This window comes from Zhihengliuella salsuginis, from assembly GCF_014651715.1.
Taxonomy (GTDB): domain Bacteria; phylum Actinomycetota; class Actinomycetes; order Actinomycetales; family Micrococcaceae; genus Zhihengliuella; species Zhihengliuella salsuginis.
In genome coordinates, this window is record NZ_BMXK01000002.1 from 1 (window position 1) to 23,188 (window position 23,188).

A 23,188-nucleotide genomic window follows, 5' to 3' on the forward strand; every position below is an offset into this window, starting at 1 on the left:
TCCGCCTCGCACGCCACAACGCGCGAAACGGACGCCCCGATACCCAATAGTTCAGCAGTCTCCTAGGCCGGGGCGTCGCCCGACTCGTCGACGACGCCGGTCAGCCGGGTCCCGACCTCTTCGTACTCGCAGCGCACGAGGCCCGGCCCGGTCGGAGGCAGCTCGCGGGCCGGGTGGGAGGCGCAGTAGAGGAAGTCGAAGTCCGGCCACCACTTCTTGGGCCGGACCGTTTCCGTGAAGCCGCAGACGGTGCACGTCAGGTGGAGCCAGACCGGGCGCTTCCCGGTGCGGTTCGCCTTCGACTGCGCCAGCCAGGCGGGCGGGTCGGCGATCAGCGCCTGCAGGTCGGACTCGGAGAGCCTCGAGGGGATTCCGTGGCGTTTGGCCATTTCGAGGGGGATGTCCAGGGCGATGGCGGCGTCTCGGCGGGTCAGCATAGCTTGCCAGCATAGACCCAAAACGGCCCGGCCGCTGCTCCGCGCCGGGCCCCGGCCGGCGGCGTGGGGCAGCGGCACGGGGCGGCGGGGCCTGCTTCCCGCGGCGCAACAGTCGCCGTCCCGGCGGGCTTCGCGCACGTCCCGGCCACTAGACTTGGGGCCATGAGCGATACGCAGTCGGCGTCGACACAGGACGCCCAACCCGACGGCCCCCACAGCGGCGACTACGACCCGCAGGCGAGCTCGCTCACGGGCGAGGTCGACCAGTCGGTGATGGACGAGCTGCTGGCCGTGCGCGGCAGCATCGACAACATCGATGCGACGCTGGTGTACCTGCTCGCGGAGCGCTTCAAGGCCACCCAGCGGGTCGGGCACCTCAAGGCCGTGCACAAGCTCCCCGCGGGGGACCCGGGCCGCGAGGCGGCGCAGATCAACCGCCTGCGGCGCCTCGCCGAGGACGCGCAGCTCGACCCGGCCTTCGCCGAGAAGTTCCTGAACTTCATCATCTCCGAGGTCATCCGCCATCATCAGGCCATCTCCCGGTCGCATGCATCCGGCGACTCCTAGCCGATACGCTGGGATCCATGTCTGAAGAGCTGAGCCACGCGGATTCCGACACTCCCGCCGCCGTCCGCGTCACCGGCCACGGCCCGATGGCCGGCCTCGACCTCGTCGAGTCCACCCGGATCGTCCGCGGCGAACTGGGGCGCCCCCACCTGCCGCATCTCGTCGAGCTGCCGGACCGCGGGGTCGGGGCCGATGCGGTCGGCCGCGCCGTCGCGATCCTGGCCGACCTCACGGCCGAGGTGCTGCCGTACGGCTGGCGCCTGACCCAGCGGCCGGGCCACGAGGCGCGCCGGGCGGCGAGCCTGCTGCAGACCGACCTCAACGTTCTCGGCGACGTCGTCGGCGCCGAGGAGGAACCGGGGGACGAGCTGAAGATCCGGGTCCGCGGACCCCTGTCGCTCGCTGCGGACCTGTATCTGCCCTCGGGCGAGCGCGCCCTGCGCGATCACGGTGCGCGCCGCGACCTGGCCGATTCCCTGGCCGCGGGGCTCGGGGAGCACCTCGCCGCCGTGCGCCGGGCCGGGCCGGCGCGCGTCACCGTCCACCTCGACGAGCCGGGGCTGACCGAGATCCTGGAGGGGGCCGTCCCCACGGCCAGCGGGTACCGGACGCTGCGCTCGGTGCCGCGGCAGGAGATGATCCAGTCGCTGCGCGCCGTGACTGAGGCGGCCCGCGGAGCCGGCGCGGCCGCCGTCGTGCTCGGGACCGACGCGCAGGCGCGCACGTTCGGCCCGCTCGCCGAGGCGCTCGCGGCGGTCGACGTCGACGGTCTCGCGGTCTCGCCGCATCAGCTCGACGTCGGCGCGTGGGAGACCGCGGCCGGCCTCGTCGAGGACGGGACCGGCCTGTGGCTCGGCCTGCTCGACCCGGCGACGCCGGCCGACGACCTGCCGGGCGTGACCCGGTGTGTCGAGGAGGTGCGGCGGCCGTGGCGCCGGCTGGGGCTGACGGACGCCCAGCTCTCGGCCGTGACCCTGATGCCCTCCGCGGGGTTCGACGGCGTCGCGCCGCAGGACGCGCGGGCGGTTCTGCGCCGCCTGCACCAGACGGCTGACGCGCTGAGCCAGGTCGTCGTCGACGCCTAAGCGGTCCCGTCGGGGCGCTCGGCGCGCGGCAGCGGCTGCACGCGGCCCGCGGCGAGGTCGGCCCGGATCGCCTCGTGGAGCTGGTCCTTCCTGAATCGCAGGTCGGTGTAGATGGTTGCCGTGACGACGAGCTGCAGTGCCGACCCGCCTGCGGTGATCACGGACGAGACGACGAGCCCGGTGAAGACGAGGGCGGTGAAGGCTGCTTCGCCCGTCCAGAAGTCCGAGAAACCCGTGACCACTTCGATCGGCGTGGTGAGAGCTGCGGTGATCGCGCTGATGAGGAGGCCGAAGAGCAACTGGATGCCCAGGACCCGCCACCACTGGGCGCGGGTGAGCCGCCACGACCGGCGGATCGCCTCGGTGGCCGAGATGTCCTCGGCCGCGAGGGCCGAGGGCGCTGCGGAGAGTTTGATGCCGAGCCAGATACCGACCGCGAGCAGCGCGAAGCCGACCAGCGGAAGGACCCACAGGCCGCCGCCGGCGATGCCGTTCTCGAGGGCCCGGAAGAGCAGCATGAACCAGCCTGTGACGATGGCGGTTCCGGCCAGGAAGAAGGCGATGCCGATCGGGTAGAGGATCAAGAGGTAGAGGCCGAGGAACCGTCCGGTGCGCGGTCGGAAGAGCGACCACGCGTCCGCGAGCGATGTGCGCTGGTTCGTGGCGGCGCGAACCGTCGTGATCGTGCTGAAGCCGGAGGCGGCAACCTGCCCGAGGAACGCGACGGCCAAACCGATGAGGAACACCGCGAGACCGCCGAACAGCTGCCCGGGGGTCGGCACCGGGGGTGGTGTGGAATCGAGACCGGACGACATGAAGAACAGGACGTCCGAGAAAACCACGCCCATGCCCAACAGGACCGCCACGGTGCCGACCGTCTGCGTCACGATTGGAAGCAGCAGCGTCGCCATCGGGCCGCGGCCTATGACGCGGAAGAGGCCCTCGAAGTAGTCGCCGAGGCCGAGGAAGCGCAGGGGCAGCGCCCCCGGCCGCGGGGCTTGGGGCGGCGGCACGTACGGATGGTGGGTCATGGGGGCGTCTCCTGATCGATCCCGGCGCTGGCTGTCCAGGGGAATCCGGTTCCCCCGACCATCACCCTATATCGGGTTGAGCAACCGGATCCTGCTTTGTGGACAAACGCCGATGGCGTGCCGGTGGATGTGGGTGGGGCGGTGACCCGCTAGGCTGAAAGGCAGGTGTATACGGCCCACGCCGTGTTGACGATGCGACGAAGGGAAGTCATGAAGGCCCGGATCCTGGTGGTTGACGATGACGACGCGCTGGCGGAGATGATCGGCATCGTCCTCCGTAATGATGATTTCGAGCCGTTCTTCTGCAATGACGGCGCCAAGGCACTGGACGCGTTTCGCGACGCGAAGCCGGACCTGGTGCTGCTGGACTTGATGCTCCCCGGCGTCGACGGCATCGAGGTGTGCCGGCAGATCCGCGCGGAGGACGACGTCCCGATCGTGATGCTGACGGCCAAATCGGATACCGCCGACGTCGTCCGCGGCCTCGAATCGGGTGCCGACGACTACGTGCCGAAGCCGTTCAAGCCGGCCGAGCTCATCGCGCGCGTGAAGGCGCGCCTGCGACCCGGCGAGAAGCACGCCCCGGAGACGCTGCACATCGCAGACTTGTCGATCGACGTGGCCGGTCACACGGTGACGCGGGGCGGGGAGCCGATTTCGCTGACGCCCCTGGAGTTCGAGCTGCTCGTGGCCCTCGCCCGCAAGCCGTGGCAGGTCTTCAGCCGCGAGCTGCTGCTCGAGCAGGTGTGGGGCTACCGCCATGCCGCCGATACGCGGCTCGTCAACGTGCACGTCCAGCGTTTGCGGTCCAAGGTCGAGATCGACCCTGAGAAGCCGGAGGTCGTCATGACCGTGCGCGGCGTCGGCTACAAGGCGGGGACCAACTGACCACAACACGTGCACCCGGCCGTGTCACGGCCTGGGCCCGACGGCTCCTCGTGCGCCCGCGCATCGTGTGGCGCCTGGCCGGCATGTTCTGGCGCCGCTTCCTCCAGCTGCGCGTCGTCGCCGTCACCGTGACACTCTCGGCGCTCGCCCTGGGCGCGACCGGACTGTTCCTGTCCCAGCAGATCGCTACGGGCCTGTTCGACGAGCGCTTCCGCCAGGTGGAGACCGAGGCCGTCAGCGGCCTGAACAACGTCAAGGCGACGTTCGACTCGCTGGAGGCCACCGACCCCGATCAGGTCAAGACGGACGTCGAGGACACGCTCCAGAGCGTGGAGGGCGACGGCGTGAACGTCCAGCGCTCGTTCGTCCTGGCCCCTCTGCCTGCGGATGACAACCCCTACGTCCCGGCCCTGGCCAGCACGGGCCTGACGACCAGCGTCGTCCCGGTCGAGCTCGACCAGGTCGTCCGCGCGGAGCCGGGCGTCTACTGGGAGTCGATGTCCTACGTGAAGGACAACGTCGAGGTGCCGGGCCTGGCCTTCGGCACGCGCGTCTCGCTGCCGCCGGGCCGCGACTACGGCCTGTACCTGATCTACGACCTCTCCAGCGTGCAGGAGACGCTCGACTTCTTCCACCGCACCGTCGGCCTGGCCGGCGCGCTGCTGCTGGCCGTCATCGGCGTCATCGCCTGGTACACCACCCGGCTCGTCGTCCGGCCGGTCTCGACGGCCGCCGCCGCCTCCGAACGACTGGCTTCGGGCCACCTCGAGCAGCGGATGGAGGTGAGCGGCGAGGACGAGCTCGCCCGGCTGGGGAGCTCCTTCAACCACATGGCAGGGAACCTGCAGGACCAGATCGTCCAGCTCGCCGCGCTGTCCCAGATGCAGCAGCGCTTCGTCTCCGATGTGTCCCACGAGCTGCGCACGCCGCTGACGACGGTGGCGATGGCGGCCGAAGTCCTGCACGACGCGCGGGACTCGTTCGATCCGGTCAACCAGCGTTCCGCGGAGCTCCTCTACAACGAGGTGGGGCGCTTCCAGTCCCTGCTCAACGACCTGCTCGAGATCTCCCGGTTCGACGCCGGTGCCGCCGCCCTCGACGCTGATGATTTCGACATGGTGCCCGTCGTCAATCGCGTGCTGGACACGGCGCGCCCGCACAGCGACCGGGTGGGGTCGCAGCTGCGCATGCACAACGACGGCCCCTGTATCGTGGAGATGGATCCGCGCCGCATCGAACGAGTGGTCCGGAACCTCGTCATGAACGCCGTCGAGCATTCCGAGGGCAAGCCGATCGACGTCTACGTCGCCGACAACGACAGCGCGGTCTCGGTCGCTGTGCGGGACCACGGCATCGGCATGACGATGGAGCAGGCGCGCCGGGTCTTCGACCGTTTCTGGCGGGCGGATCCGGCGCGGGCGCGGACGACGGGCGGCAGTGGGCTGGGCCTCTCGATCGCCACTGAGGACACACGGCTCCACGGCGGCCGCCTGGACGTGTGGGGCGACGTCGGCCAAGGCGCCTGCTTCCGCGTGACATTGCCCAAGCGGGTCGGCGGCAGCATGTCGACGCCGCCGCTCGCGCTTCCCCCGGTCGAACCGGGGCAGCTGCTCGCCGGAGAGGAGACGTCATGAGCCAGGGGAACACCATCAGGTTGTTGGCGGTCCTCGTCTGCGCGGTGCTCGCCATGGCCGGATGCGCGGCCATTCCGACGAGCGGCCCGGTCGGCACCAGTGCTCCGGACAACACCCGGCCCGACACGATCGACTACGCGTTCGATCCCTCCGGCCCCGCAGAGGATGCCGAACCGGAGAACATCATCACGGGGTTCGTCACGGCAGGCCTGTCGCCCGCGGACGACTACAACACCGCGCGCGAATTCCTGGCCCCCCAGCTCTCCCGCAGCTGGCAGGCGACGTCGAGCACCTTCGTCTACGAGGGCAGCCCGAACATCGCCTCCAACATCGGGTCGGGGAACTACAGCCTCGAATTCGCCGTCGTCGCGAAGGTGGACGAGCACGGGCGGATGACGCGATTCGAGCAGCCGACGATCGAGACCGTCGAGGTGGAGGTGGAGGACATCGACGGCCAGTGGCGCATCGCCGACATCCCTGACGGGACGATGCTCGAGGAGAGCAGCTTCGACGCGGTCTTCGCCTCCTACCCGTTGTACTACTACGATCCGACGTACGCGTATGCGGTGCCGGACTACCGCTGGTACGCCACCCGGCAGTCGCTGGCCGCCACGCTGGTGACCGCTCTGCTCGAGGGGCCCTCGCCGTATCTGGAGAACGCCGTCGTGAGCGCCTTCCCGCAGGGGAGCGCCCTGGCCCGCAACTCGGTCCCGGTCGCGTCAGAGCGGGCCACGGTGGACCTGACCGAGCAGGTCTTCGAGGACGCCCCGGACCTCCGGAGGCAGCGCATGGACCAGCAGCTCGAGCTGACGCTGCGCGGCGTCAGCGACATCACGAGCGTCGCCATGACCCTGAACCAGACCCCGGTCGCCCTCGGCGTGGAGTCCAGTGAATTCCGCACGGTGAGCACCTCGCCCAGCGTGGGCGACACGCAGATCGCGGTGGCCGACGACCAGCTGGTCTTCTATCAGGGGGACGGGGTGCTCGCGATCGGCGACATGCAGGACATCAGCGGCTACGGGCCGCGCGATCCGGCGATGTCGCCCGCCGGCCAGGACTTCGGGAACCAGTACTCGTTCCTGAACAGCGACCGGACGCAGATGGTCATGGTCGTCGACGGCGAGGCGGAGCCTGCGGTCGCGGGCGAGCGCCTGGTCCGCCCGAGCATCGACGTCCACGGCTGGCACTGGACCGTGGACTCGGCGACCAGCGAGGTCACGGTTGTACGGACGCCCGTCGACGGGACAGTGCACGACAAGCAGAGCAGGAGCATCGCCGCGGACTGGCTCGAGAACCGGACGGTGACCTCCTTCAAGGTCTCGCTCGACGGCACGCGCGCCGCCGTCGTGACGAACGAGGGCGGCGAGTCGGATGTCTTCATCGTCGGGCTCGTCCGCGACTCGATGGGGGTGCCGCGCGGCTTCACCGACCCCGTCGAGCTGCAGGCCAGCGTCCCGGCGAGCCAGGTCGTGTGGGACTCGTCGAGCTCGGTGATCGTCCTCGAGCCCAATGCGGAGGAGACCGTGCACGCCGAACGGCTCGACCTCGGCGGCGGATCCGAGCTCTTCACCCCGCTGCTCGGCATGACCAACATCTCCAGCGGTCCCGGGAACCAGATCATCATCTACGCCGAGACGCCGGAGGGCGTGTGGTCGCGGGTCTCGTCGGTCTGGAAGAAGCAGGACGGCACGGCCTCGGGCCTCTCCTACCCGGGCTGACCCGACTCGGCGTCCACAGCTGCACTCGCGGCGAGAACCGTCCACAGCAGGACCACGACGCCGGCGCCGGCCGCCACGTTGATGCCACCGTCGTCCCAGCGGACGGCGGAGGAGGGACGATGGGCGATACGGCAGACCGGCGCGCCCGGCACCGGGGCGGCCGGGCCGTGGACAACGCCGTGCTGGGCGCCAGGGGGTCGGCCGTCCGGGCGGCGCTCGCGGAATTCGCGAGCCTCGTTGCACCCACGGACTGCGTGGCCTGCGGGGTGCCGGACTTCGTCCTCTGCCCCCGCTGCCACGCCCGCTTCCGTCAACGGACGGTGCGGCCGATCCGAGTGGAGGACGCCGCGGAATCGCTGCCGGTCGACGACTTCGACACGCCCCTGCCCGTGGTCGCCGCCGGTCACTACGCGCAGGAGGTGAGCGCGGCCGTCCTCGCCTACAAGGACCGGGAGCGGCTGCAGCTGCGCAGCGTGCTCGGCCCCGCCCTGGCGGGGTCCCTGCACGCGGTCGCCCCCGCGGCCGCTGAGGCCGCCGCGTGGTGGGGTGCCGGAGCCGCGGACGCGGCACCGGAGATTCTCCTGGTCCCCGTCCCGGGACGGCGGTCGTCCACGATCGAACGCGGCTTCGCGCCTGTTCTCGAACTGGTGCGCTGGATCGATCGCAGGGGTCTGCTCCCGGAGGGCCATGTTCTCGCCGATGTCCTGTATGTGGGTGATCCCTGGCCGGACATGCTGCCGGAGGGGCTGCCCAGGGTCTTCGCGCAGGGGGCGGATCGTGGCGCGGGCGCCGTGGTCGCGGCGTTGCGCCGCCGGTGGGCGCGTAGCGTCGACCCGGCCGGCGGCGGCCGGGACCGGGCGCGCACGACGCCGGCGGCGGCGGGCCGAGGCAGCCCGCAGAAGCGCAGAGGCCGGCGTGCCAGGACGGCCGTCCGGGGCACGATGGGCGTCAGAAGCGGTATCGGGCGCGCCGAGCTCTCCGGGCGCGTCTGCCTTCTCGTGGACGACGTGCTGACCACGGGGGCGACGCTGGGGGAGGCCCACCGGGCCCTGGCGGCCGCCGGTGCACGGGTTGTCGGGGCCGTCGCGATCGCTGCTGCGCACGACCCTCGGGGCGTGTCTGCTGAGAGAGAACTAGAAATCTCCGGCCAAAGGGTTGATTATCGGCCCGGGTGAATTACGGTGAAGTATGGGCACCTCAGAGAAGAGGATAAGCACCCATCTTCAGCGGCTGGGAGGAGGAATCTCTTCAGCCGCTGTTGTGTCACCCGAAGAAAGCAGGAGGACACCATGGAGATGACGTTCACCGGACGCAACATCAGCGTTTCCGACCGATTCCGCGAGTACGTCACGGAGAAGGTCGGCAAGGTGGAGCAGCTGGCCTCGAAGGTCCAGAGGCTTGACATCAAGGTGACGAAGGAGCCCCATTCGAAGCGCCCGGAGACCCAGCTGACGGTTGAGCTCTCGGTTGTCACCCGGGGCCCCGCGATCCGAGCAGAGTCCAAGGCCGGCGAGAAGTTCGCGGCCTTCGACCAGGCCTTTGCGAAGTTGCTTGAGCGTCTGCGTCGAGCGCGCGACAAGAAGAAGGTGCACCACGGCCGGCACACTCCGACCGCCGTTTTCGAAGCCACGGGTGGCCTCGAACCCGTCCAGACCGACGTCCCCCTGCACGTCACGGCCGCCAACGAGGTTGCCGAGCAGAACGGACAGGCGCCCGACGAGAATCCGGTCGAGATCCGGCGGAAGGTCTTCCCCGCCACCCGGATGAACGTGGACGACGCCGTCGACCGGATGGAGCTGGTCGGCCACCCGTTCTACCTCTTCGTCGATGACGAGACGGACCGCACGTCGGTGGTCTACCGGCGCAAGGGGTGGTCGTACGGCATCATCACCTTGGACGAGGAGTGCCAGGACGAGGAAACCATCGAAACGCGGCACTACCGCGAACAGGAAGCGGCAGCCGCTGTCGTCTGATTGAATCCAGCATCCGCCGCCGGGCGGGGCGTCTTGCAAGGGCGCCCCGCCCGGCGGCGTTCTGTGCGAGATTCAGCTAACAGGCGCAAAACCGCGGGTTCGCCCCTCCGAAAGGGCGCATATGGCCGCTGTCGATCGCGTCTCACGTAGACTGAGCTAGCCAGATTTCCTGTGCCGAAGAATATGGAGCTACCACGTGGCGTCACTGCTAGAACGCGTCCTGCGCACCGGCGACAAGAAGATGTTGAAGCGTCTTCGCCGGTATGTCAGTGCAATCAATGCACTCGAGGAAGAGTTTCGATCGCTCAGCGACGAGGAACTTCGCGCCGAGACGGACAAGTTCAAGGCCCGGTACCAGGACGGGGAGAGCCTCGATTCTCTGCTGCCGGAGGCCTTCGCGACCGTCCGCGAAGCGGCGAGCCGGACCCTGGGCATGCGCCACTTCGATGTCCAGCTGATGGGCGGCGCGGCCCTGCACCTCGGAAACATCGCCGAGATGAAGACCGGTGAAGGCAAGACGCTCGTGGCCACGGCACCCGCCTACTTGAACGCGCTGACGGGCGAGGGCGTCCACATCATCACGACGAACGACTTCTTGGCCGAGTACCAGTCGGACCTCATGGGCCGCGTCTTCCGCTTCCTTGGCCTGACCAGCGGGTGCATCCTCTCGAAGCAGGATCCGGCCACCCGCCGCGAGCAGTACAACGCCGACGTCACCTACGGCACCAACAACGAATTCGGGTTCGACTTCCTGCGCGACAACATGGCGTGGTCGAAGGAAGAGCTGGTCCAGCGCGGGCACCACTTCGCGGTCGTCGATGAGGTCGACTCGATTCTCATCGACGAGGCCCGGACCCCGCTCATCATCTCGGGCCAGGCCCAGGGCGACGTGAACCGGTGGTTCAACGAGTTCGCCCGGATCGTCCGCCGCCTCGAGCCCGAGACCGACTACGAGATCGACATCAAGAAGCGGACGGTCGGCGTCCTGGAACCGGGCATCGAGAAGGTCGAGGACTATCTCGGCATCGACAACCTCTACGAGACGGCCAATACGCCGCTCATCGGCTTCCTGAACAACGCGATCAAGGCGCGCGAGCTGTTCACCAAGGACAAGGACTACGTCGTGATGAACGGCGAGATCCTCATCGTGGACGAGCACACCGGCCGCACCCTCGCGGGACGCCGCTACAACGAAGGCATGCACCAGGCCATCGAGGCCAAGGAAGGCGTGCAGATCAAGGCCGAGAACCAGACGATGGCGACGGTCACCCTGCAGAACTACTTCCGCCTCTATTCGACGCTCTCCGGCATGACCGGTACGGCCACGACGGAAGCCGCGGAGTTCATGGGGACCTACAAGCTCGGAGTCGTCGAAATCCCGACCAACCGTCCGATGCAGCGCAAGGACCAGTCGGATCTCATCTACAAGAACGAGATCGCGAAATTCGACGCCGTGGTCGAGGACCTCGTCGAGCGGCACGCGGCCGGTCAGCCCGTCCTCGTGGGTACGACCAGCGTTGAGAAGAGCGAATACCTCTCGCGCAAGCTGGCCAAGGCCGGCGTGCGCCACGAGGTCCTGAACGCCAAGCAGCACGCGCGGGAAGCGGCCATCATCGCCCAGGCGGGGCGCAAGTCCGCCGTGACGGTGGCCACCAACATGGCCGGCCGCGGCACGGACATCATGCTGGGCGGAAACGCCGAATTCCTGGCCGTCACCGAGATGAACCGCCGCGGGCTCGACCCGGAGGAGAACGCCGAAGAGTACGAGAAGGTCTGGGACGGCGTCTTCGGCGAGGCCAAGGTGAAGGTCGAGAACGAGGCCGCGCAGGTGCGCGAGTTCGGCGGTCTCTACGTGCTGGGTACCGAGCGCCACGAATCGCGGCGCATCGACAACCAGCTGCGCGGTCGCTCCGGACGTCAGGGCGACCCGGGCGAGTCACGCTTCTACCTGTCGATGACGGACGATCTGATGCGCAGGTTCAACGCGGCCGCAGCGCAGCGGATCATGAGCAATCCCAGCCTGCCGGACGACATGGCGCTGGAATCCCGGATCGTCTCCAAGGCCATCGAGACCGCGCAGGCGCAGGTGGAGTCGACGAACGCCGAACAGCGCAAGAACGTCCTGAAATACGACGACGTGCTGAACCGCCAGCGCGAAGCCATCTACGGCGACCGCCGCCGCATTCTCGAAGGCGACGACCTCCACGAGAAGGTCCAGCACTTCCTGGAGGATGTCATCACGGCGATGGTCCAGGAGGCGACCAGCGAGCGGAACCCAGACGACTGGAATCTCGAGCAGCTGTGGGTGAACCTCAAGCAGCTGTACCCGGTCTCCGTCACGCTCGAGGACGTGGCGGACGAAGCCGGCGGACGAGGCAATGTGACCTCGGACCTGCTGCATGAGGAGCTGCTCTCGGATGCGCGCGTCCAGTACGAGGCGCGTGAGGAATCCGTCGGGTCGGAGAACATGCGCGAGTTGGAGCGCCGTGTCGTTCTGAGTGTCATCGGCCGGAAGTGGCAGGAGCACCTCTACGAGATGGATTACCTCAAGGAGGGCATCGGCCTGCGGGCGATGGCGCAGCGTGATCCGCTGGTCGAGTACCAGCGCGAGGGATTCGTGCTGTTCCAGACGATGATGGAGTCCATCCGCGAGGAGAGCATCGGGATGCTCTTCAACATCAAGGTGGAGACGAAGCAGCAGTCCAGCGTGAACCTGCCGGGAGTCACGGACGCGCGGTCGGCCACGGAGAAACCGGCCTTCGCAACGCCGGGTCTCGATGCGCCGGCGAAGCCGGCGAGCCTGCAGTACACGGCCCCGAGCGAGACGGGCCAGGCGGCGACGAAGGTGGAGCGCCAGGCTGCGGAGAAGCCGGTCAACCGCGCTGAGCGTCGCTCGAAGGACAAGAAGCGCAAGTAGGGCCGTCCTGGTCCGTACTAGAACTCGGCGGGAACCGGAAGGTTCCTAGCCGAGTTCTAGTGCGTTGACCCGCCATTGGCCGCGTCGACGCTCCAGGCGGAGCGCGGCGGCGCGGATCCGGTCGTGGCACTGCACGGTGACGGTCGCTTCGTAGACATCGTCCGAGATCCGGCAGAGGCGGGAGCGGCGGACCGTCGTCGTCCGCTTCACGCGGGTCGACGCAGTCTGCGGCCCGGCCAGCGTCAGCGAGACCCGTTCGCGGAGACGCTCCATGGTGGGCAGGTCGAGCCAGCGGTTCATCTGCGTCAGCGAACGGTTCCCGCTGAGGACTTCGAAGGCGCACTGGCTGACGACCCTGGCGATCTTCGAGATCTGCTGGTGCTCGGCGGCGAGGCGGCGCTTCAGTCGTTCGGCCGCCAGCGACTCCGGGGGTGCCTGCCACTGGTCCGAGGGGACCGGCCGGGATGCCGCCTCTGACTGCTGGTCAGGGGCGTCCACTCGCGCCTGCGCCCGGCGGGTCGGGAACGGCATGATCGTGGCCGATGGTTCCTCGCGCCCCTCGAGAAGGTCGCTGAACCGGCGTACCGGTTGGGACTGACTGGCCGACTGGTGGTGGAGTTCGGACAGGTGGATGACGCGCAGCGGTTTCTGCGAGTTCGATGTGGCGAGCAGGTCGGGCAGGGTGGGGCCGGAGAGGTCGGATTCTCCGTCGGGCTGCAGCGGCTCTTCGTTGTCGGCCAGGGCGGTCATGGGTTCTCCTCTGAAGTGTGTCGAGTGGGACGGCGCGAGTGGTCAGGAAACGGGCGCGCTTGCCGGGCGCTCCAGGACCATGCTGATGGTCAGCCGGTCGGGGTCGGGGCCGATGACGTCGCGGTTCGCGGCGTGCCACCGAGGCCATTCCGCGGCGATCTCCGCTGTCGTGGCGTCCGGTCCCAGGGAGTCGGCTGCGAGACTCCACAGGGTGTCGCCGGGGGCGACGACGACCTCGTCGCCGGCGCTACGTGTGGCACCGAGCACGCGATCGATCTCCGGCGCCGTCCGACCGGGGTTCCAGGCCGGTGAGGGGGCGGTCTCCGTGCTTCCCGCCGAAACCGGTGTGGCCTCAGGCGCGAGCGGTGCCGCGTCGAGGACGCGGTCCAACTGCGGGGCCGCGCCGCCCGGCTGCCACGCCGGCGACGGTGCCTCCGCGTGGGTGCGGGCTGCCGGCGAAGGAGTCGTCGGGCCGGCGCTCTGCTCGTCAGCGGCCGACCAGGCCGGCGACGGCGCGACCTGAGTCGTCTGCTGCTCGTCCACGGGTGAAGCAGGCAGATCGGCGGCGAAGGCCCCCGGGGCGGCGATGAGCTGTACCCCCAGCACGGCCACGGCCAGCCGGCGCATGTACGCCGGCGACCACCGTGCCATCAGCTGGGCGGCCCGCGGCCGGTGGAAGCGGAGGAGGAGAGCGCCGGCGAGTGCGGCCAGGAGCGACAGCGTCCACCACAGAAGCGTCAGGATGCCGAGGGCGCAGAACGCCAGTGCCATCAGGTGTTCGAGGTCTCCGAGCGAACGGGGCACGCCCCACGCGGCAATCGAACCGACGTCGAGACCGGAGCCCGTCTGATTCCTCCAGATGACGGCGCCGGCCAGGGTGATCAGTGCACCGAGCCCGAAGACGCAGACGGTCCACGTCACATCGGCAGCTGCTACTGCTCGTCGTCGACCGGCATGGTTCTCCGCGCCCGGATCCAGGGGCGCTGCCGCCCGGTAACGCCGAGCGGTCATTCCTCGTCCCCTCATGAGTACTCCCGTAGCTCGTGCACCTGAACCGCCGGATTTGCCGCTTACCTTGCCGTTTGGTGCTGTTTGGTGTTTTTCCAATGTTTATGTTTGCAGGTTCGAGCAATTCTGTCCAGAGTGCAGGGATGAATGTCGGCGGCCGGCCCCGGGACCGGCCGCCTCGTCCTCGGGCTGATCAGGCATCTAAGGTGGAGATATGCGGTGGGAAACTCTTTTTGCAGACCTTGAGGCGCAGCTCAACGGGGAGGCCGCCCGCGGCCGGACCGCCGAGATCCAGGAGATGGTCGGCTACGAGCGGTCGCAGGTCCCGATGGCCGGCCGCCTCGTCGCCTGGGTGGGGCAGCCGGTCGACCTCGTCACCCTCGGCGGGCAGCGGTTCTCCGGTGTCCTGCGCACCTCGGGTTCCGGTTGGGTGGCCCTCCAGTCGGGCCCCCTCGAATACGTTGTCCTGACGGGGGCCATCCGGTCGATCGAAGGCCGGGGTCAGCGCGTCGGCTCCGCAGAGAGGGGACGCATCAGCCTCAGGCTGGCCCTGCGGGCGATCGCACGCGACAGGGCCGCCGTGACGGTCTTCGCCACGGACGGGGAGGTGGCGGCGGCAGGGACCATCGACTATGTCGGGACGGACTTCCTGCAGATCGCCGTGCACGCGTCGGGGGAGCTCCCCGAGCGGGGGGCCATCACTGCCCGTCAGGTCCTGCCCCTCACGGCCGTAGCCGTCATCCAGCGGCGCTCCTAGGACGCCCCGATGGGGTTATCCACAAAAATGACATAAAGGTCCGGCCCTGATACATCTCATGCTTAGGGTTAACACGACACATCGGCGACCAGTGGTTTGGACGCTGGGGGCTGAAGCGAGAGAAGGAAGACGCGTGAGCGCAGAAGGCACATCGGTTCCGACCGAGACGAAGCGACTTCAACGACCCGGCTGGAGGGACCCCCGGCTCATCATCGGACTCCTTCTGGTCGTCGCCTCGATCGCGGGCGTCGTCGGGCTTGTGACCGCCTTGGACCGGACCGTCGACGTCTATGCGGCGAAGGACGACCTGACTGTCGGCGAGCAGATCAGCACCGAGGACCTGTCCGTGGTCGAGGTGCGGGTCGACGGGATGGAGGACATGTACGTCTCCGCCGGTGCACCCCTCGAGGACGGCGTGCGCGCTTCGGCGTTCGTCAAGGCCGGGGAGCTGATCCCGGCCCGAGCCGTCGTCGGCACCGACCAGCAGGGGCGCAAGCCGGTCTCCGTTCCGGTCGACGGCGCCCTCTCGGAGGCCATCAGTGTCGGCGGGCACGTCGACGTCTGGTCGGCCGCACCGTCAGGTGTCGGCAACGAGTTCGGCGAGCCGGCCCGGGTGCTGCAGCAGGTCGAGGTCGCCTCCGTCGCGGACATCCAATCAGGGTTCGGCGGTACGAGCGGCACGAACCTCGAACTTCTCGTGACCGACGACGAACTTCCGGCACTGCTCGGGGCCCTGGCGAACGATGCGAAGATCACGGTCGTCTACAGCGCTGTCGGAGGCGAAGAGTGAACGTCTCACTGGTCGTATGGGCGGACACGCTCGGTATCAGCGATGGCATCGAGGGAATCCGTGGGCCAGTCACGGTGGCACGTCAGTGCGAGGACATCCTCGAGACGATCGCTCTCGTGGAGTCGGGCCTGGCCGACGCCGTGCTGCTCGCGGGGGCGTCTCCCGACATCGACGCACACGTGGTGGACGCCTTGCGCGAGAGGGGCGCCGTCGTCGTCGCCCTCGTCGACGATCCGGGTGAACAGGCCCGGCTGCAGGAGCTCGGCGTGACGTGCGAATCGGCGACGGCGTCGCCGCAGGCACTGGCGGACCTGTTCGAACTGACCATGTCCACCACGCCCGCTCCCTCCGGCGCGCTCAACCGCCGGCCGGCCGACACGGAGCAGCCGGCACCCGAGGCGGCGCGCGGCCAGGTCATCGCCGTGTGGGGGCCGACCGGGGCGCCCGGCCGGACGACCCTGGCCGTCAACTACGCGGTGGAGTCCGCGCTCGCCGGATCCGCCGTCGCGCTCGTCGACGCCGACACGTACGGCGCCAGCATCTCTGTGCATCTCGGCCTGATGGAGGAGTCGGCCGGCATCGCGCAGCTGTGCCGTCTCTCCGACCAAGGGGTGCTGGACCGGTCCAGTTTCGAACGCGCATGCCCGGTGCTGCCCGTGGCGGGGGCGCGCATCCGGGTTGCCACGGGACTGCCGAGGCCGCAGCGCTGGCCCGAACTGCGCAAGTCGTCGCTGGAACGAGTCCTCGCGTATCTGCGAACGATCGTCGACGTCGTCGTCGTCGACGTTGCCGCGCTGCTCGAACAGGACGAGGAGCTTTCTTTCGACACCGCCGCCCCGCAACGCAACGCTGCGACTCTCGCCGTCCTGGAGAACGCGGACGAGGTCATCGCGGTGGGGCAGGCCGACGCCGTGGGGGTGCCGCGGATGATCAAGGCACTCGAACAGCTCGGGGAGCTGCTGCCGGACCATCTGCCCCGGGTCGTCTTCAACAAGATGTCGAAGACCGGCCTCGGACCGAATCCGGAACGGCAGTTGCGCGAGACGTGGGAGCGGTTCGGTCCCAGCACGCCGATCCGCGGTTACCTGCCGTGGGACGGGGACGCTGCAGCCCTGGCCCTGTTGAAGGGTAATGCGTTCGCGGAGTCGAGCCCGGAGGCCGATTTGCGGGTGTCGATCGCCCGGCTGGCCGGTCACGATGTCACGCCGCGTCGGAACCTCTTCTCGCGTCGGCGCGGCGGTGGGATGCCACGGGGGTGAACCGGGGATAGGCTGGACATATCATGCCGCGAAGACGCGGCGGAAATGTCTTGACATGGAGGCCTAAATTATGTCGACGGGGTCCAGCATGGCCGATCGGTTCATCGCTGACACACTCGCTCCCTCATTCGCGGAGTCCTACTACGGGCATCTAGCCCAGGAGGACGCCGAGAGCTACAACGATGTAGATCTCGATCAACGCGTTGAGACCCATCTCCGACTGGGATTCGAGCGCCACAGCGACCAAGCGCTTGTCTTCGCCAGAAACGACGACGGAAAGACCGTCGTCTACGTCGTCACCGATGACATGCCGTTCCTGGTCGACTCGGTCGTTGCCGAGATCGTCCGGCAGCAGCACGCCATCTCGCTGGTCACGCACCCGACGTTCATCGTCCAGCGGGACCAGGCGACCGGCCGCCTGACCAACGTTGATCCGATTTCCACGGTGGCGCCGATCTCCAGTGGCGATACGGCGACGCTTCCGAGCATGGCCCAGTTCCTGCAGAACGCCGACTCGGACACGAAGATCGAGTCCTGGATCGCCGTGCAGCTCGCGGCAGAGAAGACCGAGGAGGAGTGCGACGAGCTCGTCGCCGGGCTCGAGGCCGCGCTGGCGGACGTCCGCGTCTCCGTCGACGACTGGCAGCTGATGCGCAACAAGGTCCAGGAGATCGTCTCCGACCTCGAGGCGAAACGCGCGACGCTCGACGTCGACGGACTCGAGGAGGCGGCCGAACTGCTCCGCTGGCTCGACAACGGGCACTTCACCTTCCTCGGGTACCGCGAATACGACCTCATCGAGTCCGAGGGCGAGGACGCCCTCGAGATCCAGATCGACAGCAGCCTCGGCCTCATGCGGCGGAACACGCCGGAATCGGTCGTGCAGCAGCTGAACTCCTTCGGCCGCGCCCACGCCCGGGAGAAGAAGCCGCTCGTCATCACGAAGGCGAACCGCCGTTCGCGAGTGGATCGCAGCGTGTACCTCGACTACATCGGTGTGAAGTCCTTCGACGAGCAGGGGAATGTGACGGGCGAGCGCCGCTTCATCGGGCTGTTCGCGTCCAGCGCGTACATCCGTTCGGTGCGAGACATCCCCGTCGTCCGGAAGAAAGTGGACGCCGTCCGCCACCGCGCCGGCTTCGCCGCAGAATCGCACTCCGGCAAGGACCTGATCGCGAACCTCGAGGCGTACCCGAGGGACGAGCTCTTCCAAATCGAGGTCGACGACCTCTACGAGACGGTCATGGGCATCCTGAAACTCCAGGAGCGCCGCGTGACGCGCGTCTTCCTGCGTCCCGACACGTACGGGCGTTTCATGTCCGCACTGGTGTTCGTGCCGCGCGACCGCTACACCACCAATGTCCGGCGCCGGATCGAATCCGAACTGAAGGACACCTTCGAGTCCGAATCCCTGGATTTCGAAGTGCACATGAGCGAGTCCGCTCTCGTCCGCGTGTTCTTCCGTATCCGCCTCCCCAAGGGAGGCGAGGTGCCCCGGGTCGACCGCATGCAACTGGAGAAGCGGCTGGTTCGCGCCGTCCGGTCCTGGCCGGAAGGCGTCTCCCAGGTGTTGGGCGAACGGCACCCGGACACGGCGCGGGAACTGATCCACCAGTGGGCCGAGGCATTCCCGGCGGCGTACCGCGTCGCCTTCGAGGTCGAAGACGCCCTGAAGGACATCGCCGAGTTCACGCTGCTCGAGTCGCCCGGCCACCAGGGCCCCGTCGTCAGGATCTCCCCGGCGACCGCCGAGGAGGAGTCGAACGGTCTGACCGCCAGACTGAAGATCTACGTGGATGCGACGATGTCGCTGAGCAGGATCCTGCCCGTGCTCACCAACCAGGGCCTGGAAGTCATCGACGAGACGCCGTACACCGTGCGCCGGGGCGATAATTCCGAGCTCTATCTCTACGTCTTCGGGCTCCGCTTCCCGACCGGCGGCGACGCCCTCGAGGTCTACGACCTGCTGGGAGAGGCCTACCGCGCCGTCGCGCTCGGTCGGGCGGAGACCGACGTCTTCGACCGGCTGATCCTCGCCCAGGGGATGACCTGGCGGAAGGTCAGCGTCCTCCGGGCGTACGCCAAGTACCTGCGCCAGCTGGGCAACTCGAACTCCTACGAGTTCATGGGGGACACCCTGCTGGCGAATCCCGACGTTTCCAAGGCCCTGATCGACGTGTTCGAAGCGACGTTCCGGCCCGATCTCGCCGACGGAGAACGCGAAGCCGCCGTGGACAAGGCCCGGGAGGAACTCTCCAACGGCCTCGAACAAGTGGCCACGCTGGATGCGGACCGCCTGCTGCGGCGGTTCCAGAACGTCATCGCCGCCACGCTGCGCACGAACTTCTATGCGCAGGACGCCGAGGCGCTGACCTTCAAGCTGAGCCCCGGTGACATCGACGGCGCCCCCTACCCGCGCCCGAAGTACGAGATCTGGGTCTACTCGCCGCTCGTCGAGGGCGTCCACCTGCGGTTCGGGGCCGTCGCGCGCGGTGGCCTGCGCTGGTCGGACCGCCGGGAGGACTTCCGGACCGAGGTCCTCGGCCTCGTCAAAGCACAGGTCACCAAGAACGCAGTGATCGTGCCGGACGGTGCCAAGGGCGGATTCTTCGCGAAGCAGCTCCCTGACCCGGCCGTCGACCGCGGTGCCTGGTTCGAAGCGGGGAAGTCCGCCTACCGCATCTTCATCCGTTCGCTGCTCTCCGTGACCGACAACTTGGACATCGCCCCCGACGGGACCCAGACGGTCATCCCGCCGGAGGATGTCGTCCGCCTCGACGGAGACGACACCTACCTCGTCGTCGCAGCGGACAAGGGGACCGCGACGTTCTCCGACGTCGCGAACGAGATCTCCCTCGATATGGGGCACTGGCTCGGTGACGCCTTCGCCTCCGGCGGATCCGTCGGCTACGACCACAAGGCCATGGGCATTACCGCCCGCGGCGCCTGGGAGTCGGTCAAGAGTCACTTCAAGGAGCTCGACCACGACACGCAGGCAGAGGACTTCACCGTGGCCGGTGTCGGCGACATGAGCGGCGACGTCTTCGGCAACGGCATGCTGCTGTCGCGGCACATCCGTCTGGTCGCCGCGTTCGACCACCGCCACATCTTCCTCGATCCCGCACCGGTCGCGGCCACGTCGTTCGAGGAGCGCGAGCGACTGTTCGAGCTGCCGCGGTCGAGCTGGGCAGACTACGACAAGGATCTGATCAGCGAGGGCGGCGGCATCTACCCGCGTCACTCGAAGACCATCCCCATCACGCCACAGGTGCGAGAGGCACTGGGCATCGAGGGGCACGTCACCAAGCTGACGCCGCCGGAGCTGCTCCGGGCCATCCTGCGGGCACCCGTCGACCTGTTCTACAACGGCGGCATCGGGACGTACATCAAATCCAGCAGCGAATCGCACACCGATGTCGGCGACCGCGCGAACGACCAGATCCGCGTGGACGGCCGCGAGGTCCGGGCGCGTGTGATCGGTGAAGGAGGCAACCTCGGGTTGACCCAGCTCGGTCGTGTCGAGGCCGCACTCAACGGCGTGCTGCTCAACACCGATGCGATCGACAATTCGGCCGGCGTCGACTGCTCCGACCACGAGGTCAACATCAAGATCCTCGTGGATCGTCTGGTCGCCGGCGGGAAGCTCGGAGTGGACGATCGCGCCTCGTTCCTCGAGTCGATGACGAGTGAGGTTGCGAGCCTGGTTCTCAAGACCAACTTCGACCAGAACGTGCTGCTAGTGAACGACCGGCAGAAGATGAGTGCGTGGAGCGCGAGCTTCGAACGTCTGATGGATTGGCTGGAGCAGTACGCAGGGCTCGATCGCGAGCTGGAATTCCTGCCGAGTGCTGCCGATCTGAAGAAACGCCGCGCCAACGGGCAGGGACTGACGTCCCCGGAGCTCTCCGTATTGGCGGCCTACGCCAAGCTCCAACTGACGTCGGCGCTGACCGATGCCCGCCTCGCAGACGATCCGTACTTCAACGAGACCCTGGTCGAGTACTTCCCGTCCCAGCTGCGCGAGCGTTTCCGCGATGACATCCTGGCGCATCCGCTGCGGCAGGAGATCGTGGCGATGTGCGTCGCGAACGACATCGTGAACACTGGCGGCATCACCTACGCGTTCCGGGTGATCGAGGAAACCGGCGCCTCGGAGCTGAGCGTGGCGCAGGCGTTCGTCGCCCTGCAGGAGATCTACGAGTTCGACCGCATCTTCTCCGACGTCCACAACCTGCCGGTGTCGTTCTCGACAGAGCAGTGGAGCGAGTTCCAGCTGGATACGCGTCGCATGCTGGACCGGACCACGCGCTGGTTCATCGCGCATGTCGGGGACGCGGACGTCCAGGCCGCCATCGACATGTTCCGGCCGACGGTGCAACGCCTCTGCGGCCGGATGCAGGCCCTGCTGCAGGCCGGTGACTCCGAGCGGGTCGCGGAGCGGTACGACGCCGCCCGGGGCTGGGACATCGGCGCCGGTTTGGCCAAACGCTGGTCGGAGCAGTTCGAGACGTTCCCGCTGCTCGACATCGCCCAGGCGGTGAACGACGACGACTTCGACGCCGACGAGCTCGCAGCCGTGTACTACACGGTCTACGAGCGATTCGATATCGACACCCTGCTGGAACGCATTACGAACCTGCCGCGCGAGGACCGCTGGCAGTCGCTGGCGCGTGCCGGCCTCCGCGACGACGTCTACACGACGGCCCTGGACATCGCACGATCCGCGATGACCATCACGCCGGAAGGGACGCCGGAGGAGAAGCTGGACGCGTGGGAAGCCGAGCAGCAGCAGAGCCTCGAGAGGGTCAAGCACGTCTTCGACGAGGTGAACAGCCAAGAGCGCGACGACATGGCATCCCTGTCGGTCGCTCTGCGACTGCTGCGTTCAATCGTGCGGAGGTAGAATGGCGATCATCACGGAGGCCATCCGGCCCTTCGCGGATTTCGGCCCGGGCGACGAGGACTGGCTGCACCTCCTGGTGGGGGACTGGCAGCTGGTCTCTGATCTGGCCTTCGCCGATCTGGTGCTCTGGCACCCCGGGCCGGATGGCTCCTATATCGCCTTGGCGCATGTTCGTCCCTCCACGAGTCATACGGTTTTCCACACGGACTTCGTGGGCGAGCGCATCCGCAAGGACCTCAAGTCGCTCGTCGACCGTGCTTGGCACACGGGCGAATTCCAGGAGGCGAAAGGGGACGGATCGATGCAGATCGAAGCCGTCCCCCTGCGACGGGGAGGGCGGACTCTCGCCGTCTTGACGAGCCACATGGATCTGGGAGGAACGCGACTCCCGTCACGCTTGGAGATCACCTACCGGCAGTGCGCTCGGGACATCCTCGGGATGTGCCACCAGGGCATCTGGCCGGATTTCGCCTCGCCCACGGGTTCCCGGCGCGGTGCGCCCCGCGTCGGGGACGGGATGATCCGCCTCGATCCGAACGGTGTGGTCGAGTACGCGAGCCCGAACGGGGTTTCGGCGTTCCGACGTCTGGGCGGCAGCGACAGCCTGGAAGGGCGGTCCCTGCCGGAACTGGCGACGGACCTGTTGAAGGTCCGGAGGATGTCGGACGAGGCGCTGCCTCTGGTCCTCTCCGGCAAGATGCCCTGGCGCACGGAGATCTCGGCCCACGGCGTCACACTGTCGTTGCGGGCCATACCCCTGCGGGACGGAGCGACCCGGTACGGCGCCGTGCTGCTCTGCCGCGACGTGACCGAGCTGCGTCGTCGTGAGATGGAATTGGTGACCAAGGATGCGACCATCCGCGAGATCCACCATCGAGTCAAGAACAACCTGCAGACCGTTGCGGCGCTGCTGCGGATGCAGTCGAGACGCATGAAGAGCGACGAGGGCAAAGCCGGCCTCGAGCAGGCGATGCGGCGAGTGGCGACGATCGCCCTCGTGCACGAGACGTTGTCCCAGGGGCTGACTCAGAACGTCGAGTTCGACGAACTGATCGACCGCCAGTTCCGTCTGGCCGCCGAGGTGTCCTCGCCGGGCCAGGTCGTCCGTACCGAGCGGACGGGAACTTTCGGTGCGCTGCCGAGCGAGATCGCCACACCCCTTTCGCTGGTGATCAACGAACTCGTGGCCAACGCGGTCGAGCACGGCCTCGGCGAGAAGGACGGAACCGTCTGCCTCGACGCCGAGCGCGCCAACGACGAGACCGGGCGCGAGATGGTCAACGTGACCATCACGGACGACGGGGTCGGCATCACCGAGGAGCCCGGGACCAACGGCCTCGGCTTGCAGATTGTCCGGACCCTCGTCACGAGCGAGCTCGGTGGCGAGATCCGATGGGAGCCCCGCAAGAGCAAGGGGACCCGCGTGACGGTCACACTGCCGGTCGACCAGGCAGCGTAGGCGCAACGGCGA

Annotated in this window: 17 protein-coding genes; 13 read left to right on the plus strand and 4 right to left on the minus strand. The window is 68.1% G+C overall.

All coding sequences use genetic code 11. The features are described 5' to 3' along the window. Positions 1–62: 62 nt before the first annotated feature. Positions 63–437: a hypothetical protein gene (locus IE069_RS02125; RefSeq protein ID WP_189348479.1), complete on the minus strand. Its 375-nt coding sequence runs from the start codon at positions 435–437 to the stop codon at positions 63–65. 162 nt (positions 438–599) lie between these two features. Here IE069_RS02125 and IE069_RS02130 point away from each other — a divergent pair, with 162 nt between their 5' ends. Together IE069_RS02130 and IE069_RS02135 are read left to right on the plus strand one after the other, a co-directional pair. Continuing rightward, complete coding sequence (locus IE069_RS02130; RefSeq protein ID WP_189348480.1) at positions 600–1,004, plus strand: chorismate mutase; 405 nt, start codon at positions 600–602, stop codon at positions 1,002–1,004. A gap of 17 nt (positions 1,005–1,021) precedes the next feature. After that, positions 1,022–2,089 (plus strand): uroporphyrinogen decarboxylase/cobalamine-independent methonine synthase family protein, encoded by a 1,068-nt coding sequence (locus IE069_RS02135; RefSeq protein WP_229790896.1) that lies wholly within the window; start codon positions 1,022–1,024, stop codon positions 2,087–2,089. Here the strand turns inward: IE069_RS02135 and IE069_RS02140 are convergent. Next, positions 2,086–3,120, minus strand: coding sequence for a DUF7847 domain-containing protein (locus tag IE069_RS02140; RefSeq protein WP_189348481.1), 1,035 nt, complete (start codon positions 3,118–3,120; stop codon positions 2,086–2,088). The genes IE069_RS02135 and IE069_RS02140 overlap by 4 nt on opposite strands. 210 nt (positions 3,121–3,330) lie before the next feature. Here IE069_RS02140 and mtrA point away from each other — a divergent pair, with 210 nt between their 5' ends. From mtrA to secA, 6 genes are all read left to right on the plus strand, one after another. Further along, positions 3,331–4,008, plus strand: coding sequence for an MtrAB system response regulator MtrA (mtrA, locus tag IE069_RS02145; RefSeq protein WP_189348482.1), 678 nt, complete (start codon positions 3,331–3,333; stop codon positions 4,006–4,008). 50 nt (positions 4,009–4,058) lie between these two features. Next, complete coding sequence (mtrB, locus tag IE069_RS02150; protein ID WP_229790897.1) at positions 4,059–5,642, plus strand: MtrAB system histidine kinase MtrB; 1,584 nt, start codon at positions 4,059–4,061, stop codon at positions 5,640–5,642. Beyond that, positions 5,639–7,360 carry an LpqB family beta-propeller domain-containing protein gene (locus IE069_RS02155; protein WP_189348483.1) on the plus strand — a complete coding sequence of 574 codons (1,722 nt, stop codon included), beginning with the start codon at positions 5,639–5,641 and terminating at the stop codon, positions 7,358–7,360. The genes mtrB and IE069_RS02155 overlap by 4 nt, the downstream gene beginning before the upstream one ends. 119 nt (positions 7,361–7,479) lie before the next feature. Beyond that, positions 7,480–8,535 carry a ComF family protein gene (locus IE069_RS15555; protein ID WP_229790898.1) on the plus strand — a complete coding sequence of 352 codons (1,056 nt, stop codon included), beginning with the start codon at positions 7,480–7,482 and terminating at the stop codon, positions 8,533–8,535. Between the two features lie 114 nt (positions 8,536–8,649). After that, complete coding sequence (gene hpf / locus IE069_RS02165) at positions 8,650–9,333, plus strand: ribosome hibernation-promoting factor, HPF/YfiA family (protein ID WP_189348484.1); 684 nt, start codon at positions 8,650–8,652, stop codon at positions 9,331–9,333. Positions 9,334–9,529: 196 nt separating this feature from the next. Then, on the plus strand, positions 9,530–12,250 hold the full coding sequence (gene secA, locus IE069_RS02170) for a preprotein translocase subunit SecA (RefSeq protein ID WP_189348485.1): 2,721 nt from the start codon (positions 9,530–9,532) through the stop codon (positions 12,248–12,250). A 45-nt stretch (positions 12,251–12,295) separates the two neighbouring features. Here secA and IE069_RS02175 read toward each other — a convergent pair whose 3' ends face one another. Both IE069_RS02175 and IE069_RS02180 read right to left on the minus strand, forming a co-directional pair. Next, positions 12,296–13,000, minus strand: a complete 705-nt coding sequence (locus IE069_RS02175) for an Rv3235 family protein (protein ID WP_189348486.1) — start codon at positions 12,998–13,000, stop codon at positions 12,296–12,298. 42 nt (positions 13,001–13,042) lie between these two features. After that, entirely contained in the window at positions 13,043–13,921 is an 879-nt protein-coding gene (locus tag IE069_RS02180; RefSeq protein WP_189348487.1) for a LysM peptidoglycan-binding domain-containing protein, read from the minus strand. A gap of 301 nt (positions 13,922–14,222) precedes the next feature. Between IE069_RS02180 and IE069_RS02185 the strand changes: the two genes are divergently transcribed. The 5 genes from IE069_RS02185 to IE069_RS02205 all read left to right on the plus strand — a co-directional run bounded on the left by IE069_RS02185 (position 14,223) and on the right by IE069_RS02205 (position 23,176). Next, positions 14,223–14,765, plus strand: coding sequence for a hypothetical protein (locus IE069_RS02185; RefSeq protein WP_189348488.1), 543 nt, complete (start codon positions 14,223–14,225; stop codon positions 14,763–14,765). A gap of 133 nt (positions 14,766–14,898) precedes the next feature. Beyond that, positions 14,899–15,555, plus strand: coding sequence for a CpaB family protein (locus IE069_RS02190; protein WP_189348489.1), 657 nt, complete (start codon positions 14,899–14,901; stop codon positions 15,553–15,555). 74 nt (positions 15,556–15,629) lie between these two features. Then, positions 15,630–16,814: a CpaE/TadZ family protein gene (locus IE069_RS02195; RefSeq protein ID WP_189348490.1), complete on the plus strand. Its 1,185-nt coding sequence runs from the start codon at positions 15,630–15,632 to the stop codon at positions 16,812–16,814. 70 nt (positions 16,815–16,884) lie between these two features. Further along, entirely contained in the window at positions 16,885–21,717 is a 4,833-nt protein-coding gene (locus IE069_RS02200) for an NAD-glutamate dehydrogenase (protein WP_189348491.1), read from the plus strand. A gap of 1 nt (position 21,718) precedes the next feature. Next, positions 21,719–23,176: a sensor histidine kinase gene (locus IE069_RS02205; protein WP_189348492.1), complete on the plus strand. Its 1,458-nt coding sequence runs from the start codon at positions 21,719–21,721 to the stop codon at positions 23,174–23,176. Positions 23,177–23,188 lie beyond the last annotated feature (12 nt).